Raw genomic sequence first — 17695 nt, 5'->3', positions numbered from 1 at the left:
GTTACGGTGGAGCCGGACGAAGCCGCGGAGGGAACGCGGTCGCTGGGCTCGTCCGGGTACGCGCCGGGAGCGCAGGTCCTGATCCGTGACGAACTGTGGCTCGTGCGCCACTGCACGTGGACTCGTGACGGTTGGATGATCGAGGTCACCGGGATCTCGTCGTTCGTCCGCGGCATGGACGCCACGTTCTACGACCGGCTCGACGCCGTTCAGGAGCTGGATCCGCGCGAGACCGAGCTGGTCGCGGACGACTCGCCGAACCACCGCCGCTCCCGGCTCTTTCTCGAAGCGATCATGCGCAAGACGTTTCTGCCGCAGACCGAGCACGGGCTGGCGCTGGCGGACAACTTCCTCATGGACCAGCAGGTCCACCAGCTGCGGCCGGCGGAGCTGGCGCTCTCCATGAAGAATCCGCAGCCGCGGATCCTGATCGCCGACGTGGTGGGGCTCGGCAAGACCCTGGAGATCGGCGTGCTCCTGGCGGAGCTGATCCGGCGTGGGCGCGGTGAGCGGATTCTGGTGGTGACGCCGCAGCATGTCCTGGAGCAGTTCCAGCGGGAGCTGTGGACCCGGTTCGGGATCCCGCTGGTGCGGCTCGACTCGACCGGCATTCAGCGGGTGCAGCAGGACATCCCCGCGGGCCGTAATCCGTTCGCGTACTTCAAGCGCGTGATCATCTCCGTGGACACGCTGAAGAGCGATGTGTACGCGCACCACCTGGAGCACACCGACTGGGACGCCGTCGTCATCGACGAATCCCACAACCTCGTCAACCGCGGCACGAAGAACAACGCGTTGGCCCGTCTGCTGGCCCGCCGGACCGACGCCCTGGTGCTGGCCTCGGCCACGCCGCACAACGGTGACGCCGAGTCGTTCGCCGAGCTGGTCAGGATGCTGGACGAGGCGGCGATCGCCAATCCGCGCCAGTACAAGGTGGAGAACCTCGACCACCTCTACATCCGGCGTACGAAGACTTCGCCCGAGGTCCGCGAGTCACTCAAGGGCGCGTGGGCCGACCGCGGCCCGTCCAAGCCGCTCCACGCCGCCGCCACCGACAAGGAACTGGCGGTCTTCAAGGAGCTGGCCACGCGCTGGATCCCCGCCGACCCGTCGGCGCCGTCGGCCAGCAGGCATCAGCTCGTGCCGTACCGGCTGCTGAAATCGTTCCTGTCGTCGCACAAAGCCCTGCTAAAGACGATCAAGACCCGGATCGGGAACCTCGACAACCCACTGCCCGACAAGGCCAACGGCACCAAGCGGCAGACCCGGACTGAGGATCCGGCGGTTCGTGAAGCGGCGCGGAAGGCGGAGAGGGCCGCGCTCGTCGACCTGCGGGACCTCGCCGAGCAGATCGATGACCAGGACTCCGCCAAGATGGCGGCGCTGGTCGAGGAACTGCGCGCCATGGGTGTCAAACCAGGCTCCGACACCCGGGTCGTGGTGTTCTCCGAGAGCATCCCCACTCTGAAGTGGCTGGCGGAGACCGTGCCGGCCGCGCTCGGCTTCCGGCTCGCCACCAGTCCGGACGAGAAGAAGCCCTGGCTGGGCTACGGCGGAGCCGTGCAGGTCATGCACGGCGAAGCCACCACGGACCAGGACCAGCAGGACATCGTCGAGAAGTTCGGCCTGCGCGACGACCCGGTGCGCATCCTGTTCACGGGCGATGTTGCCTCCGAGGGCGTCAACCTCCACCAGCAGTGCCATCTGCTGATCCACTACGACCTTCCGTGGTCCCTGATCCGCATCGAGCAGCGCAACGGCCGTATCGACCGCTACGGCCAGGAACACCGGCCCGAGTTCCGTGCCTTCGTCCTGACCAGCGACATCCCGTGGCGCACCGACGAGGCGACCGGGCAGCCGCGTACCCTGGACGACCGCCTGGTGGGGGAGAAGCTCCTCAAGCGTGAGGAGGAGGCGCACCGGATCGAGGGGTCGGCGGAGGCCGTCACCGGTCTCTACCGGGCCAAGGAGGAAGAGAACCGCCTCACCCAGGACCTGATCGCCGGCCACACGGTCGAGGAGTCCATCAAGCAGTCCCAGCAGGGCGGCGCCGCCTTCCTTGCTGGCCTGCTCGGCCAGGTGGGCGCGGTGCACGAACACCCCGAGGTGGCCCGCGCGGTGGTGCCGAAGCTCTTCCGGTCCACGGCCGACTACTTCGAGGAGGCGCTGCGGCAGGTCTGCCGCCCCAACCCCGAGGACATGCTGTCCCTGCGCCGCGACGACGACGGCACGATCGCCTTCGAACCCCCGCAGGACCTGCTGTACCGGCTCAAGGCGCTCCCCAAGTCGTACCTGGACGAGCAGCAGATCCTGCCGCGCAAGAACGAACCGGGGCGCATCCGCGTCACCTTCTCCAAGAATCTTGCCGGCACCCGACTGAAAGCGGCACGCGAGACCACCGAGTCGCAGTGGCCCAACGTCTCGTACGTCACCGACGTCCACCCCGTCCTGGACTGGCTCACGGACAAGGTGCTGATCGAGATCGGCCGCCACAAGGCACCTGTGCTCGCCGCCACCGTGGACAGCCCGACGTACCTGGTGCAGGGCATCTACTCCAACGCACTCGGCAAGCCTACGGTCGTCGAGTGGATGGCCGTATCCGGCCTGCCCGGCAGCCCCGTCGTCGAGAGGCTGACCGCGGAGTCGCTGGAACGCCACGGCGTCGGACCGAGCATGCCCGGCCGCGCCACTCCCCGTGACCTGCCCGGCCTCAGCGCACTCGTGCCCGACGCGATCGACGCGGCGCGAAGCCATCTCGTCGCCCTCGAAGCCGAGTACCGCAAGCAGATCGACGGCACCCTCGCCCCCTACCGCGAGCGGGTCGCTGAATGGCGGCAGGAAGCGCTCTTCGCCAGCGCACGGCCGAAGGAGGCGGAGCTCGACCGGACGGCCCAGCGGCGGCTGAAGCTGGTCAACTCCCTGGAGACGGCAGGCGAACCCATGCTGCGCCTGCTGGCCGTCCTCGAACCGCACACCGCCGCCGAAGGAGGCACCCAGCGATGAGCACCGACTTCGACTCCTTCGCCAACCGCGGCGAATACATCTCCGCGCACTACTTCGCCGATCAACTCGGTACGGACCTGAAGAAGGGCCTGTTCGCCACCTGGGCCCTACGCGAGGGCGACGAGAACGACCCACGCAAGACCGCGCGCGAACTGCTACGCACCCTGCGCACGCCCTACCTCGCCGAGGAGGTGCGGGGATACTTCGCCCAGACCACCCAGGCAGACGCCGATGACGAGGCCCGCCTCAACACGCACAACAACCCGGAGTGGGCCAAGCGGCTCGCCGAGTGGCACCAGACGGTTCTGCGGGGCCTCGGTTACGACTCCGCGCCAGCCGACCTCACCGTGCACCGCGCCGGACGCGACCACACCCTGCCCGTCGCCTACCACGGCCACGGCGTCATCGCCCTCGACTGCGGCTGGTCCGCCGACAACGACGCGGCCCTGGATGCCGACGGTGCCGGACGCCTGCTCACACCCTTCCGGGCCGGTTCGGGCGAGTCGTACGAGACGGGGGCGGCGCTGGCCTCCTGGCTCTTCCAGAGCGAACTCGGCGAGGCGGGCGGCCCGCACCCCCGCTTCGTCCTGCTGCTGTGCGGCGGCGTGATCATCCTCGCCGACCGCCGGTCCTGGAACGAGGGCCGCTGCCTCGCCGCCAACCTCGACGCCGCGCTGGAACGCAACGACCGCACCCAGCAGGGCGAACTCGCCACCATCGCAGCCCTGTTCAGCCTGGACATGCTCCGCCCCGGCGAGAACGACCAGAGCCGGGCGATCGACGCCCTCCTCAAGTCCTCCGGCGACAACGCGGCCGGCGTCTCCAACGAACTCCGCTACGGCCTGCAGCACTCCGTGGAGCTCATCGCCAACGAGGTCCTGCACCGGATGGCCGAGCCGGACAACGACGTCACCCCAGCCGACGTCGAAGACCCCAAGATCCCCTTCACCAAGGAACTCACCCGCGAGTCGCTGCGCTACCTCTACCGCATCCTGTTCCTGCTGTACGCCGAGGCCCGCCCCGAACTGGGCATTCTGCCCGCCGACGACGGCTCGTACGAGGCCGGGTACTCCATGGCCCGGCTGCGCGACCTCGTCGAACGCGACGAGGAGTTGGTGGAGGAGGAGGCGAAGAACGGCTTTCACCTCCACGAATCCCTCGACGTCCTGTTCAACAAGGTCAACTACGGCCATCGCGCATACGGCACCGAAGCCGACGACGACCTGCCCGGCGACGACGAGGAGACCCGCAAGGCCAAGGCGGCCCGCCGCATCGAGGGCCGGGGCCTGCGCTTCGAGCCCCTGCGCAGCGAACTCTTCGAACCGGACGCCATCCGCCTCATCGGCCGCGGAGTCATCGACCCGCGCAGCGACGAGGACGAGGCGCCCCGCTGGCTCGACCTGCGCCTGCGCAACGAAGTCCTGCACGAGGTGCTGCGCCTGCTCACCATGAAGAAGGGCCGACGCGGTGAGCGAGGCGGCTTCATCTCGTACCGCAACCTCGGCATCGACCAACTCGGCGCCGTCTACGAGGGGTTGATGTCCTACACCGGCATCATCGCCGAGGAGCAGCTGTGCGAGGTGGCCCGCGGCGGCGACCCGGAGCAGGGCTCCTGGCTCATCCCCGCGCGCAAGCGGGACCAGTACCCTGACAGGACCCTCGTCCAGTACGGCGAGCAGGACGCCCGCAAGGGCCTGCGCGGCGTGAAGAAGTATGAGAAGGGCTCCTTCGTCTACCGGCTCGCCGGCCGCGACCGGGAGACCTCCGCCTCCTACTACACCCCCAAGTCCTTGCGACAGGTCACGGTCGAACTCACCCTCAAGCATCGCCTCGACCAGGAACGGGACGAGCACGGCCAGGTCATCAAGACGCGGGCCGCAGAACTGCTGAAATACAAGATCTGCGAACCGGCCCTCGGCTCAGGCGCGTTTCTCAACGAGGCCATCGACCAGGTCGCCGACGAATACCTCCGCCGCCGCCAGGAGGAACTCGGCATCACCATCCCGACCGCCGACGCGATCACCGAGAAGCAGAAGGCCAAGGCGTACATCGCGCTGCACAATGCGTACGGCGTCGACCTGAACGCCACCGGTGTCGAGCTGGCGGAGGTGTCGCTGTGGCTCAACACCATGCACCCCGGCATGCGAGCCCCCTGGTTCGGCCTGCACCTGCGTCGCGGCAACTCGCTCATCGGCGGGCGACGGGCCGTGTACGAGGGTGACGACGTCTCGGGTGCGGAGAAGGCGTGGCTGAAGGCGAAGGGGGCACTCGCGCCGACGCCGCTGCCGTTCCTCGAGGACGGCGAGGTTCAGCCGCTGCCGGATGACGCGGTTCACCAGTTCCTGCTGCCGTGTCCTGGGTGGGCGGCGGTCGCCGGGTCCAAGGAGGCCAAGGAGCTCGCGAAGCCGGGTGTCGAGCAGCTTGCCACGTGGAGGAAGGGGATTCTCCAGCGTCCCAAGCGCAGCACCGCGCACCTCGACAAGGACGGCAGCCGCAAGATCGACGGCAAGACCGGGAAGCCAAAGGTGGAAGCGGCCTCGCAGTTCACGAAGTTGCGGGATGCCGCCCGGCGGGTCGAGTTCCTGTGGTCTGCCGTCGTCAAGCGCATGGAGTTGTCTGAGGAGGCGATCGCCCGACGCATCGACGTATGGCAGGCCGACCCGGCCGATCCCGAGTACGCGTTCCTGCAACGTCCTAAGCAAGCGGTGCGGAAAGAGAAGGTGCTGGAGGATCTCTTCAACGCCGTCGACACGCCGTACTGGCGGTTGAAGACCGTCATGGACGCGTGGTGTGCGCTGTGGTTCTGGCCGGTGGAGAAGGCCGGGTTGCTGGACGGGGTCGATGGCGAGTATGCGGTCGGGGCCGTTGCCGCCGACATCGGTGACGCGGAGGGGCTGAGCGAGGTGCTCGGCGGGGTGCCGTTTACGGGAGAGCGGGCTGAGGCCGTCCCTGCGGCTGTGGAACCGCGGTTCGTCGAGGCTACGGCGTTGTTCGCGATGGGGCCCGAGCAAACCAGCTTCGAGGACCTTGAGCTGAGTGCGGACGACGAAGGCGTCGTCGAACTGAAGCGGGTTGGGGCGTCGAGGTCGAAGCCGGGTACGTCCAAGGCGGGCATGAACGCGCCTGAGCGGCGGCTGGCCGTGCCGCTCAAGAATCTCGCCGACTGGATCGAGTTCCTGGAGGCGATGCTGGGTACGGCGGATGTGCCCGAGGGCACGCTGCTCGACAGCTTCACCAGTCTCGATGCGCTGAAGGGCTTCGAGGAGACGCTGCCTGGGTTCATGGGCATGGATGCCGGTAACCCGGAGGACCGGTTCCCGTGGTTGCGGGCCGTGCGGGACATTGCGAAGGAACAGGGGTTTCTGCACTGGGAGTTGGAGTTCGCCCTCGTGTTCGCGCGGGGTGGGGGCTTCGATCTTCAGGTGGGGAATCCGCCTTGGGTACGGCCGCGGTGGAACGAGTCGGCGGTGCTTGCGGAGCATGAGCCGTGGTTCGAGCTGGAGGCGAAGGCGTCTACGGCGGACAAGGAGCGGCGGCGCGGGGAGGTGCTGGGGGAGGCGGATGCTCGGCGGTATGTGCTGGGTGAGCTGACCAGCACCAGCGCGCAGGTTGCCGTGTTCGGGTCGCCGCAGATGTATCCGTTGCTGACGGGGACGCAGCCTGATGTGTATCGGGCGTTCATGTCACAGGTCTGGGCGCACTCTTCGCCAGACGGAACAGCAGGGATGGTGCATCCCGATACACATTTCACCGGGGACAAGGAGGGAGTTCTTCGGGAGGCGGCGTATCGACGGCTTCGGGTTCACGGGGACTTCGTTAACGCTGTCTGGCGCTTCTTCCCCAAGCCTGTTGGTCACACCACGCATTTCGGGGTCCATGTCTACGGCAAGCCTGGAGAGATCAGCTTTGACCACCTCTCCTGGCTGGTCTCAGCGGACGCGTTGCGGCACTCTGCTCAGCATGACGGCTCGGGTGAGGTGCCTGGAGTGCGTTATCGCAATGGGGAGTTCGACGAGCGTCCGCATAAGGCGCGAGTTGTGCGAGTGGACTCGCATCAACTTGCTGTGTGGCAGCGTCTGTTGGACGAGGGCGACCAGCCAGTCGAGCAGGCTCGCATGCTCTTCCCGGTGAGCAGAGCGGAGGCAGCGGCGATCGAGGCGTTGGCGGACTACCCGCTGAGGCTTCGGCCTCTGGCGCCGCAGATCTCGCCGGGCTACCACGAGAGTGGTGCCAAGAAAGACAATCTGATCGACTACAACCGGCCTGACCCCGCCACCGGCCAGGTGTACCAGCCGGACCGGTGGCGCCGGGTGATCCTCAAGGGCACCCAGATCAGTATCGCCACACCGGTATTCAAGCGACACGATGCCAGTAGTAACGATCCGTATGGGACGGATCTTGTTGCCCTTGCGCCGGACTTCGTGCCCGACACGGAGTACGTACGGGCGCCAGGCAGGAACCAGGCGTACCTGCGAGAGCAGGAGCGGTGGGTCGACGACGGCGCGCTCGCGTGGCTGCGGTCAAGCCAGAAGGAGATCGCCCGCACGCGTCGCAAGATCGCACACGACCATCGCACCCCCGAGGATCAGGTGACGGCGGAGCAGATCGATGCCGCGCTGGAGGAGCGGGCCCGGCGACGGTACGTTGTCTTTCCTCGGCTGGCGTGGCGTCGTCAGGTCGCTCCTGACACGGAGCGGGCGCTGTACGCAGCGCTAGTCCCGCCAGGCACCGCGCACATCGATGCCGTACACAGCCTGGCTATGCCCTTCCCTCGTCTCACTGCGCTAGTGGCCGGATTCTGGGCTTCTCTGCCGTTGGACTACTTCCTCCGGGCCACCGGCCGAGGTGACCTCCGCATCGCCGGGGCCAAGGCCATGCCGGCCCCCACTCCCAACCACCCCTTGGCCCCCGCCCTCCTCCTCCGCACCCTCCGCCTCAACTGCCTAACCCGCGCCTACGCCGACCTCTGGCAAGACCTCCACGACCCCACCTGGACGGCCCAAGAACCCTGGGCCTGTACCTGGCCAGGCCTCCCGCCCCTCAACGACGTAGCCCCCGACTGGACCCCCGACACCCCCCTCCGTACCGAACGAGCCCGCCGCTCCGCCCTCGTAGAGATCGACGCCCTCGTAGCCGTATGGCTGGGCATGGACGCCGACGCCCTCATCGCCGCGTACCGAGGCCGTTTCCCCGTGCTCCAGAAGTACGAGGCGGTCACCTGGTTCGACGCCAACGGATGGAAGCTCGCTGGCAACGCCCGCACGATCGGCCAGCGTCAGACGAAGGAGACCTGGAAGCAGTTCGAGGCGTACCAGGCCGCCCCGGACACTGCCCCCGTGCCGCACGGGTACACCCTCCCCTTCCACAGGGCGGACCGCGAGCAAGAGATGCGTGAGGCGCACGCCTACTTCAAGCAGCGGCTCGACGAAGCGGTCGCCGACGGCAAGTGGGACCCGGTGAAGCAGGAGGTACCGAACCCGTGAGGCCGACTCTCCAGGCGCGCGGGCTCAAGGAGAGCCTGCTGCAGTACCTGTCGACGACCTACGCGCTCACCGACGAGGGCGCCCGGGAGGCTCTGCACCGGTTCCTCGGGGACGAGACGGCGGGGATGTTCCGGGGCCCGTACCTCCGTATCCGTACGCCCTTCACCACTGCCGACGACAGCTGGCGTGAGCACCTCGAATGGCAGCGTGAGGGATTCACGCCGTACGCCCACCAGGCCCTCGCCTTCGCCCGGCTGACCTCCGCCAACGGGCACACCCCACAGCCGACCCTGGTCACCACCGGCACGGGATCGGGCAAGACGGAGTCCTTCCTCTACCCCGTCCTCGACCACTGCCGCCGAGAGCGCGAGGCCGGGAAGACCGGGGTCAAGGCGGTCTTCCTGTACCCGATGAACGCGCTCGCCACCGACCAGGCGCAGCGCATAAACGACCTGCTCACGCAGAACGAGGCTGGGCTCGGCAAGCTGTGGGCGGGGCTGTACATCGGGGACCGTGCGGCGACCAAGTACGAGAAGGTACGCACCCGGCGATCCGACATGCAGTTGTCGCCGCCGGACATCCTGATCACCAACTACAAGATGCTGGACCTGCTGCTGCAGCGCGAGGACGACGCCCCGCTGTGGCAGGGGGCGGACATCCGGTACGTGGTGGTCGACGAGTTCCACACCTATGACGGCGCTCAAGGCACCGACGTGGCCATGCTGCTGCGGCGGCTCGCCTCCGCCGTCGGGGTGTCCGAAAAGGGGCGCCCGCTCGGGTCTATTTGCCCGGTGGCGACCTCCGCGACGCTCGCGTCGGGGACGGACGACGATGGCATGGCGCGGCTGCTCGACGTGGCCACGGATGTCTTCGGCACCGAGTTCACGGCAGAGTCCATCGTCGGGGAGAACCGGCTGTCGGTCGAGGAGTTCGTTCCGCTCACCGACGTCAAGATGCAGGGTCTTCCCACGCCGGACGAGATGCTGGCGCTGCCCGATCCCGCCTCTGGCGAAGAGGCTCTGCTTGACCTCATCGAGTCTGTGACCGGCATCCGCGACAAGGATCCGCTCCTCCTCGGCGAGAATCTGAAGCGACACCTGTTCACCCGAGCCGTGATGCAGGCGCTGGACGGTGAGGTGAAGAACAGCGCCGAGGTGCTGGACGTCATGTGGCGGGCGGGTGCGGCCGGTTGGGCCGAGGCGGTGGCCCGGCAGCCGGAGAAAGCGGCTGAGGCGCTGGCCAGGTTCGTGGCGTTGTTGTCGTACGCGCGGGATCCGAAGTCGCCGCCGGGGGAGCCGCGGCCGTTTGTGCATGTCGAGGTGCACCAGTGGGCCCGGTCGGTGTCGAGGCTGCTGCGTGGCGTACTGCCGTGGCCGAAGGCGGAGTTCCGCTGGGACGCCGCCGGGCTGGCCGACGCAAGCGCGAGTGACAGCGGACGTCCGGCGCCCGTGACGACGGCGACCTCGGGGCAGAATGCCAACCTTTTCCTGCCGGCCGTGTACTGCCGTGACTGCGGGCGGTCCGGCTGGGCGGTGTTCTCGCCGGAGAGCGATGACCACGACGTCCAGTTCGACACCTTCAAGATTCGGCGCGCCTCGCTCGGCCAGGACAAGGCGCGCGTGCGGAACCTGGTCGCGGCTACCGACCGGGAGGCACGGGAAGGGTCCGGCGCGGCACCCATGGCCGGCGGGGGCCGGGGCACGAACGGGGCCTCGGCCGGGCAGGGCGCTGGCGGGCTGCTCATGGTGCTCGACGGCGCGCGCAAGCGGCTGCGGCTGCCCGACCCCCTCAACGACTACGACAAGGACACCAAGGAGCCGCGCCTTACGGCCCGCGACTCGGCCTTCGTGCTGGTCCACTTCGGCGGTACGGTCGCCAACACCGCCGCCCGCGAGGACTGGTGCCCGGCCTGCGGTGAGCGCAACGCGATCCGCTTCCTGGGTACTGGATCGGCGGCGATGGCCGCAGCGTCGATCACGCAGCTGTTCACGGGCGGGGAGCTCGACAAGGAGCTGCACGAGAACAAGACGCTGATGTTCAACGACTCGGTGCAGGACGCTGCGCACCGGGCCGGGTTCGTTGCGAACCGGTCGTACACCTTCTCGTTGCGCGCGCTGCTGGCCAAGCACCTGAGCCACGACGAGCCGACCGCGCTCAACGATCTGATCGCGAACGTCGTCGAAGCCACCACGGACAAGGGCACCCTCGCCGCCGTCGTGCCACCCGATCTGCATGTCTACAAGGGAGTTGACCGGTTGCTGTCCGGTCAGGGACGTGGCGGCAGCATGCCGGTATGGAGGCTGATCGGGCAACGGCTCGCCTTCGAGGCGCTGATGGAGTTCGGGTTCCGGTCCCGCAATGGCCGTACGCTGGAGCTGACCCGTACCGCCGCAGCGCAGGTGCGCATCGACGACACGGCGGCCGTGGTGGCGCTGGTCCGGCGAATCCATGAGGAGTGCGTGCGCGACGGGGTGCCGTTGGTCGCCCAGGACGACGCCCGCTACTTGGCGTTCGTACGGATCTTCCTGGAGCGGCTGCGGACCCGCGGAGCGGTCGCGCACAAGTGGCTGAACAAGTACATGGACGAGGCGGGTACCAGCCGGTATTTCGTCTGGGGTGGGCGCGCGCCGGGGATGAAGGCGTTCCCCAAGCGGGTGGCGGCCCCGGTGTTCCTGCTCAACCAGCCCAAGAACAGCAGCGAGTTCGACTTCGCCACCGGCCGGCTCTCCTGGTACGAGCGGTGGGCCGGCCGCTGCCTTGAGCTACCGCGTGAGCTGGCACCGGAGTTCTGGTCGAAGCTGCTGCCCGAACTGGCCGCTCTCGGATTGCTGTCGGTACGCACTCCGCAGGACACGTCGCTGCGGGTCTACGGGCTCAAGCCGGGCAACATCGAGGCCCGGCTGCTGGACGACGAACAGGTGCGGCACGCCTATGTGCGCTGCCCGGTGTGCTTCTGGGAGCAGACGGTGCATCCGTCGCTGCTGGACCAGTGGCACGAGCAGCCCTGCCCCTCGTACCGCTGCCGCCGGGGCCGTCTGGTCGCCGGCGACCGGCCCGAGGGGCTTGGAGTCCACCACCGCGACCGGGACTACACCCGCGACTACTACCGGAGCCTCTACCGCCGGGCCGGCACCTATCAGGTGGTCACCGCCGAGCACACCGGCATGCTTACCCGCCCGCAGCGCGAGCAGGTTGAGCAGGCCTTCAAGCGGCGTGAGGGGTTCAAAGACCCGAACGTGCTGTCCTGCACGCCGACGCTGGAGATGGGCATCGACATCGGTGACCTGTCGGTGGTGGTGCTGGCCGCGCTGCCGCGCCGCCCGGCCTCGTACGCCCAACAGGTCGGGCGAGCCGGACGCCGTACGGGCAACGCGTTCCTGCTGACCATCCCGGACCGCAGGCGCCGGGACCTGTACTTCCTGGAGCGTCCCAAGGACCTGATCGCGGGCACGATCGTGCCCCCGGGCTGCTACTTGTCGGCCATCGAAATCCTGCGCCGCCAGTACCTGGCCCATCTGCTCGACCACGCCGCCGCCGGGCGGCTGGTGCGCGCGGACGGGATCGTGCTGCGGGCCCTGCCGCACAAGGCACCGCGCCTGTTCGGCCCGTCGGGGTATCTCGTCGACCTGGTGGAACTGGCCATCGCCCAGGGTGAAGAACTCGCCAAGCAATTTTTGGAGTTGTTCCCCACTGGTGTCAGCGACCAGGCCAAGGAGGACCTGATCAGGTACGCCACGCACGAACTGCGCGGCAAGGTCGAGGAGGCCGAACGAGAGTGGTTCCGGGGCGAACGCGCCCTGCGGGCCCGGCTGAAGGAGATCGACGAGGCCCACGACGAGCTGCACGACTCCGACCCGGACCAGGCCCGGCAGAAGGCCGAACTCGACGCCGAACGGCGCGGTGTCGGGCGGCGTCTGATGAACCTGGGCGAGACCCCGGCGCAGACCGCGCTGTGCGACCTGGGGCTGCTGCCGAACTACGCCCTGATCGACTCCACGACCATCCTGTCAGCGACCTTGTACGGCGAGGACGGTGTAGACCCCGAGACGAAGAAGACGAAGTACACCTCCGACACCTACGCCTACGAGCGGCCCCGGCGTATCGCGCTGGAGGAACTGGCGCCCGGCAACACCTTCTACGTCAACGGCTACAAGCACCAGATAAGCGGCCTGGAGGTCGCCACCGGTGGCAAGCAGGAGTGGCGCACCTGGCGGGTGTGCCCCGGCTGCGGCTACGTCCGTACCGAGAACGCCGCCGAGGACCGCTCGCCGTGCCCGCGATGCAAGACCGCGCACATCGCCGACGACGGCTCGTGCCTGTTCCAGATCGTCGAACCCGCCACCGTCACCTCGCGCGACAAGCGGGAGGACGCCCGGATCCGTGACGACAAGGACGACCGCGACCGCCGTTCCTATGCCGTCGTGGACGCGGTGGACATCCCGGAGGCCGACATCGAGCCCGGCTCGTGGCGGCACAAGCATCAGACGTTCGGGGTCGACTACTGCCGCCGGGCCATGATCCGGCGGATCAACGTCGGGCCAGTCCGCTACGACGCCCAGTCCCGTGACGACTTCGCCGGACACCTGGTGCGGCTCAACCCGTTCCACGTGTGCACGGCGTGCGGCGCGGCCAGCGCCGACGGACAGCCCGTCTTCGACCACGACACCGACGAACTGGACTCCCTCGCCGCCCGCAGTGGTCGCCTTAAGCACCACCGCCCGTGGTGCCCACTGCGCCGCGGCAAGAAGACTGGCGCCCGCGAGGAGCCGGTGCTGCTCGCCCACCAGTTGCAGACCGAGGCACTGCGCGTGCTGATCCCGGCCGCCACCGCGGACGTCGACGCCAAGGTGCACTCCTTCCGGGCCGCACTGCGGCTCGGCGTGGACCTGCACTTCGGGGGCGACCCGCAGCACTTGGCCACCACGGTCGCCTCCATGCCGGACACCGGCAGCGGGGAACGACGCTGGTTTCTGGTGCTCTTCGACTCCCTGCCCGGCGGCACCGGCTACCTGGACCGGCTCACCGACCGGGATGCGTTCCGAGACACCCTCCTGGCGGCGTACGAGACGCTGAAGAACTGCCCGTGCGCCGAGGAGCAGCGCCGCGCCTGCCACCGCTGCCTGCACCGCTACACCCCGGAGCCCTTCCAGGACATCGTCTCCCGCCAGTCCGCACTGACCATGCTGGAGTCCCTGCTGTTCACGAAGGACGGCGAGAACGGCTGGGAGATCGACGACGTCGAGCACACCGGGCTCGTCGGCCTGGACGCCCAGGTGGAGTCCGACCTGGAGGCCCGCTTCCTGGCCGCCCTGCGCGACTGGGTGAAGGTCACCGAGGACGCCTCCCTGGACGAGGACGGTCATGCCAGCGGCCACCTCCGCTTCACCAGCGGAGCCAGCAGCACTGGCGGCTCCGGTGTGACGCACTGGCGGCTGACCGCGCAGCAGCAACTCCGCGGCACTGTCAGCGACTTCACCTTCACTCGTGTCGACGGCCCGGCCCAGAGCGTCAAGGTCTACCTCGAAGGCTTCCGCTTTCACGCCAGCCGCGAGCACAATCAGATCGCCGCCGACGCGGCCAAGCGCACCCGTCTGCGCGCCGACGGGGAGATCGTCTTCCAGGTCACCTGGGCCGACATCGACCTGTTCGAGAACCGGCCCACCCGCACGAAGCCCGTCTGGCCGCCCTACCGTGGCACCGCACAGGAAGGGGCCAAAACGGCGTACGAGCAGTACGGCGGAAAGCGCGCCCACTTCGCCGGAGCTGTCTTCGCCAACCCCATCGACACGCTGATCGCCTACCTGCGCGACCCGGCCCCCGAGCGCTGGACCCGCCGGGCTCGCGCGCTCGTCACCGGGCTGACGGCCCAGCCCGGTACGGCCCCGGTCGCCGCGACCGGACGGCGCAGTGAACTCGTCGCCGCGCTGCGCGGCCAGCTGGCCACGTTCTCCGTCGCCGACCGCCACGACAAGCCGGTCGTCCCGGACGCCGCCGGCATCGGACCCGTGCATGTCTTCCGCACCCAGGACGACACCGGGCTGCCGATCGTGTTCGCGGTGGACGGTGGCGACCCCGAGAACCTGAGGTGGACCGCGCTCACCGTCCTCGACGATAGCGACGCCGTACTGGACACCGACGAGCACAAGGAACGCTGGCGGTCCTGGTTGTACTGGAGCAACCTCACCCAGTTCCTCTCGTCGGCTGGCGGCGACGGTGTGCAGCTCGCCACCAGCAAGGCCGCTGAGTTCGAGGTCGAGGTCCTTGCCGTCTGCGGCGGCCTCGGTGAGCTCGACTCGCTCATCGGCGTACCCGCCGTCACGGTCAAGCCGGCCGACCCGCGCCCGGACCAGGACTCGGCGGTCGAGCAGGCCGTCGCCCGGCTCCTGCGTGACGCGGCCTGGGACGAGGAGATCCTGGAGTTCCTTCGCGAGGATTCCGTCGAGGCACCCGACCTGCTCCGCCTCGCCGAGGTGCTCGCCGACCGGGGCAAGCAGGCGCCCGTCTTCGGCTACGAACTGGGAAGCACCAGCCGCTGGCCGGCCGATTTCGCATGGCACACCTCCGGCGTGAAGATCGCCGTGGTCCCCGCTCCCACGAGCGAGGACGACGACGAGGCACACCGGCGCGACGCCGCCTACACCGCGGACGGCTGGACCGTACGGACCGCGGCCGCATGGCTCGACCACCTCGACGAGCTGATCGCCCAGCTCCCCGACACGGAAGAAGGCACTCCCCGATGACCGCCCGGCTCCGCCTGTACCGTAAGGCCGAACAGGAGCTGTACAAGCTCGACCGCTCGGTGAAGTCGGACTTCTACAACTTCTGCCACCACTTCCGGGACAACCCCGAGCTGCCGGGTCTGCGCAAGAAGCAGCTCAAGGGCGACTCACGCATCTGGTCCGCCCGCGTCAGCAAGGACTACCGGGCCCTGCTTACCCCCACCGGAGTCGACGCGGACGGTATCGAGAGCTGGCTGCTCATCGCCGTCCGCCACCGCAAGGACGTCTACGAAGAGCTCCAGGTAGCCGTCAACCGCGTCACCGGTGAGATCGAGTTCGTCGACCTGTCCGTCGTCGGCCAGAGTGCCTTGCGCAGGGCCGGCATCACGCTGACCCTCGCGGAGCCCGAGCCCGAGCCCGAGCCCGAGCCCGAGCCCGAGCCGGAGCCTGAGGCAAAGCCGCAGGCCGTAGAGCCCGCCCCCGAGCCGGTACCCGTGGCTCCGGCCTTGCTGTCCGCGTACGACGCCGGACAGCTGCGCGAGCTCGGCGTCGCGGACCAACTCATCGAGCTGGCGCTGATCGTGACCACCAGCGAGGAGCTCGACCAACTCCTGGAGGGCGCCCCGCTGCTGTCGAAGGACGTCCTGTACGGCCTCGCCGCGGGGATGGACATCGACGACGTACGCCGCGAGATCACCGCCCCGGTCGAGCTCGACGAGCGCCCCGACCTCGACGACTTCGCCGCCGCCCTCTCCCGCACGAAGGTGACCACGGTCGACGACGACGTACGCGACGCCATCGAGGAAGGAGACTTCCGAGCCTGGAAGGTCTTCCTCCACCCCACGCAGGAACGCCTGGTCCACCGTCACTACAAAGGCCCCGCCCGGGTCTCCGGCGGCCCCGGCACCGGTAAGACGATCGTCGCCCTGCACCGCGTCAAGCACCTCGCCGAGCAGCTTCCTCCCGGCCACAGCAAGCCGATCCTGCTGACCACCTTCACCAAGAACCTCACCACCGACCTGCGGCTCAGGCTTGCCTCCCTGATCGAACCCGAACTCCTGGCCCGCGTCGACATCGCCCACATCGACCAACTCGCCGCGCGCGTCCTCGGCGAGAACACCGCCCCCGGCCGCGGCAAGCAGCGCGTGTACGACCACGTGGCCCTCAACGAGATGCGCCAACTGCTGGCCGAACTCGACGACCGGCGCTTCGAGCCGGAGTTCCTCCTGGAGGAGTGGGAACAGGTCATCCTCGGCCAGGCCGTCGCCACCCGCTCCGACTACTTCAAGGCCCGCCGGGCCGGCCGCGGCCGGGCGCTGACCCGCCCCGAGCGCCACCACGTCTGGAAGCTCATCGAGCAGTTCACCGCCCGCCTCGACAAGCTGGGCGTGGAAACCTGGGGCCAAGCCGCCGAACGAGCCGCCCGCTACGAGATCGAGCGCGCCGCGAAGATCAGGGCCCGCCGCGAGTACAAGGAAGAGATCGGCGGCAAGGACCTCATCCACCGCGACAACAGCTCCGGCATGCGCTACCTCGGCCACCGCTACCGGCACATCGTCGTCGACGAGGCCCAGGACCTGCGCCCCGCGCACTGGAAGATGCTGCGTGCCATGGCCGACCCCGACCTGCCCAACGACCTGTTCATCGCCGGCGACACCCACCAGCGCATCTACGACCACCAGGTCGCCCTCGGCGCCCTCGGCATCAACATCCGCGGCCGAGCCTCCCGCCTGACCCTCAGCTACCGCACCACCAAGGAGATCCTCGCCGAAGCCCTCCGCGTCGTCGCGCCCAAGGAGAACAGCGGAAAGATCACCTACGACGATCTCGACGACGGCACCGACAACCTCGCCGGATACCGCTCCGTCCTCCACGGCCCGAAGCCGGGCTTCGTTCCGTACGAGACCTGGGAGGACGAACTCGCTGGCGTAGCGACCACCTTGACGACCTGGCGTGCAGAGCTGTCGACCGACGAGTACGGAGCCCCTCTCGATCCCAGCGGCCGGATCGCCGTGTGCGTCGCCGACCGCGACATGGTCAGCCAGACCATGTACTACCTGGAGACGAAGGCGGGCATCACCTGCGCCGAGCTCACGAAAGAAGGTCCCAAGGGCGACGGTGAGATCCACGTGGGCACCATGCACCGCTTCAAGGGCCTGGAATACCAGCGCCTCGCCATCGTCGGCGCCAGCGATGGCATCATTCCGCGCACCAGCGTGATCGAGCGCTACCGCACCGAGGACCCTCCCCGCTACGAGCGCGAACAGCGTAAGGCCCGCTCTCTACTGTTCGTCGCCGCCACCCGCGCCCGCGACGCTCTCAACATCAGCTGGCACGACAAGCCCAGCCCGTTCCTGCCGATCTGAGGACCGGGTGGCACACCCGGGCCGGCAGCCGTCTATGGAGCTCCGGCCCGGGAGAGGGAACTCGGTTCATAACGTAGCTGGTAGGAGCGTACGCCTGCGCTATTCATTCGGTAGAGCGTGATCG

The 17695-nt window shown here is 68.5% G+C and carries 4 protein-coding genes; all 4 read left to right on the top strand.

The features are described from left to right. The first annotated feature begins 6 nt into the window (after window positions 1-6). From ACTWOL_RS03110 to ACTWOL_RS03095, 4 genes are read left to right on the top strand one after another with little or no spacing between them, the layout of a single operon-like run. Window positions 7-3003, top strand: coding sequence for an SNF2-related protein (locus ACTWOL_RS03110; protein ID WP_474294046.1), 2997 nt, complete (start codon window positions 7-9; stop codon window positions 3001-3003). Further along, window positions 3000-8486 (top strand): class I SAM-dependent DNA methyltransferase, encoded by a 5487-nt coding sequence (locus tag ACTWOL_RS03105; RefSeq protein WP_474294044.1) that lies wholly within the window; start codon window positions 3000-3002, stop codon window positions 8484-8486. The genes ACTWOL_RS03110 and ACTWOL_RS03105 overlap by 4 nt, the downstream gene beginning before the upstream one ends. Next, window positions 8483-15226, top strand: coding sequence for a DEAD/DEAH box helicase (locus ACTWOL_RS03100; RefSeq protein ID WP_474294042.1), 6744 nt, complete (start codon window positions 8483-8485; stop codon window positions 15224-15226). The genes ACTWOL_RS03105 and ACTWOL_RS03100 overlap by 4 nt, the downstream gene beginning before the upstream one ends. After that, window positions 15223-17571, top strand: a complete 2349-nt coding sequence (locus ACTWOL_RS03095; RefSeq protein ID WP_474294040.1) for a UvrD-helicase domain-containing protein — start codon at window positions 15223-15225, stop codon at window positions 17569-17571. Before ACTWOL_RS03100 ends, ACTWOL_RS03095 begins: the two co-directional genes overlap by 4 nt. Window positions 17572-17695 lie beyond the last annotated feature (124 nt).

Source organism: Micromonospora sp. IBHARD003, assembly GCF_056106285.1.
This window is presented reverse-complemented; position numbering and strand designations above follow the sequence as displayed.

Coding starts and splice junctions, on each gene's coding strand:
- ACTWOL_RS03105 (WP_474294044.1), top strand. CDS start 3,000: ATGAGCACCGACTTCGACTCCTTCGCCAACCGCGGCGAATACATCTCC.
- ACTWOL_RS03095 (WP_474294040.1), top strand. CDS start 15,223: ATGACCGCCCGGCTCCGCCTGTACCGTAAGGCCGAACAGGAGCTGTAC.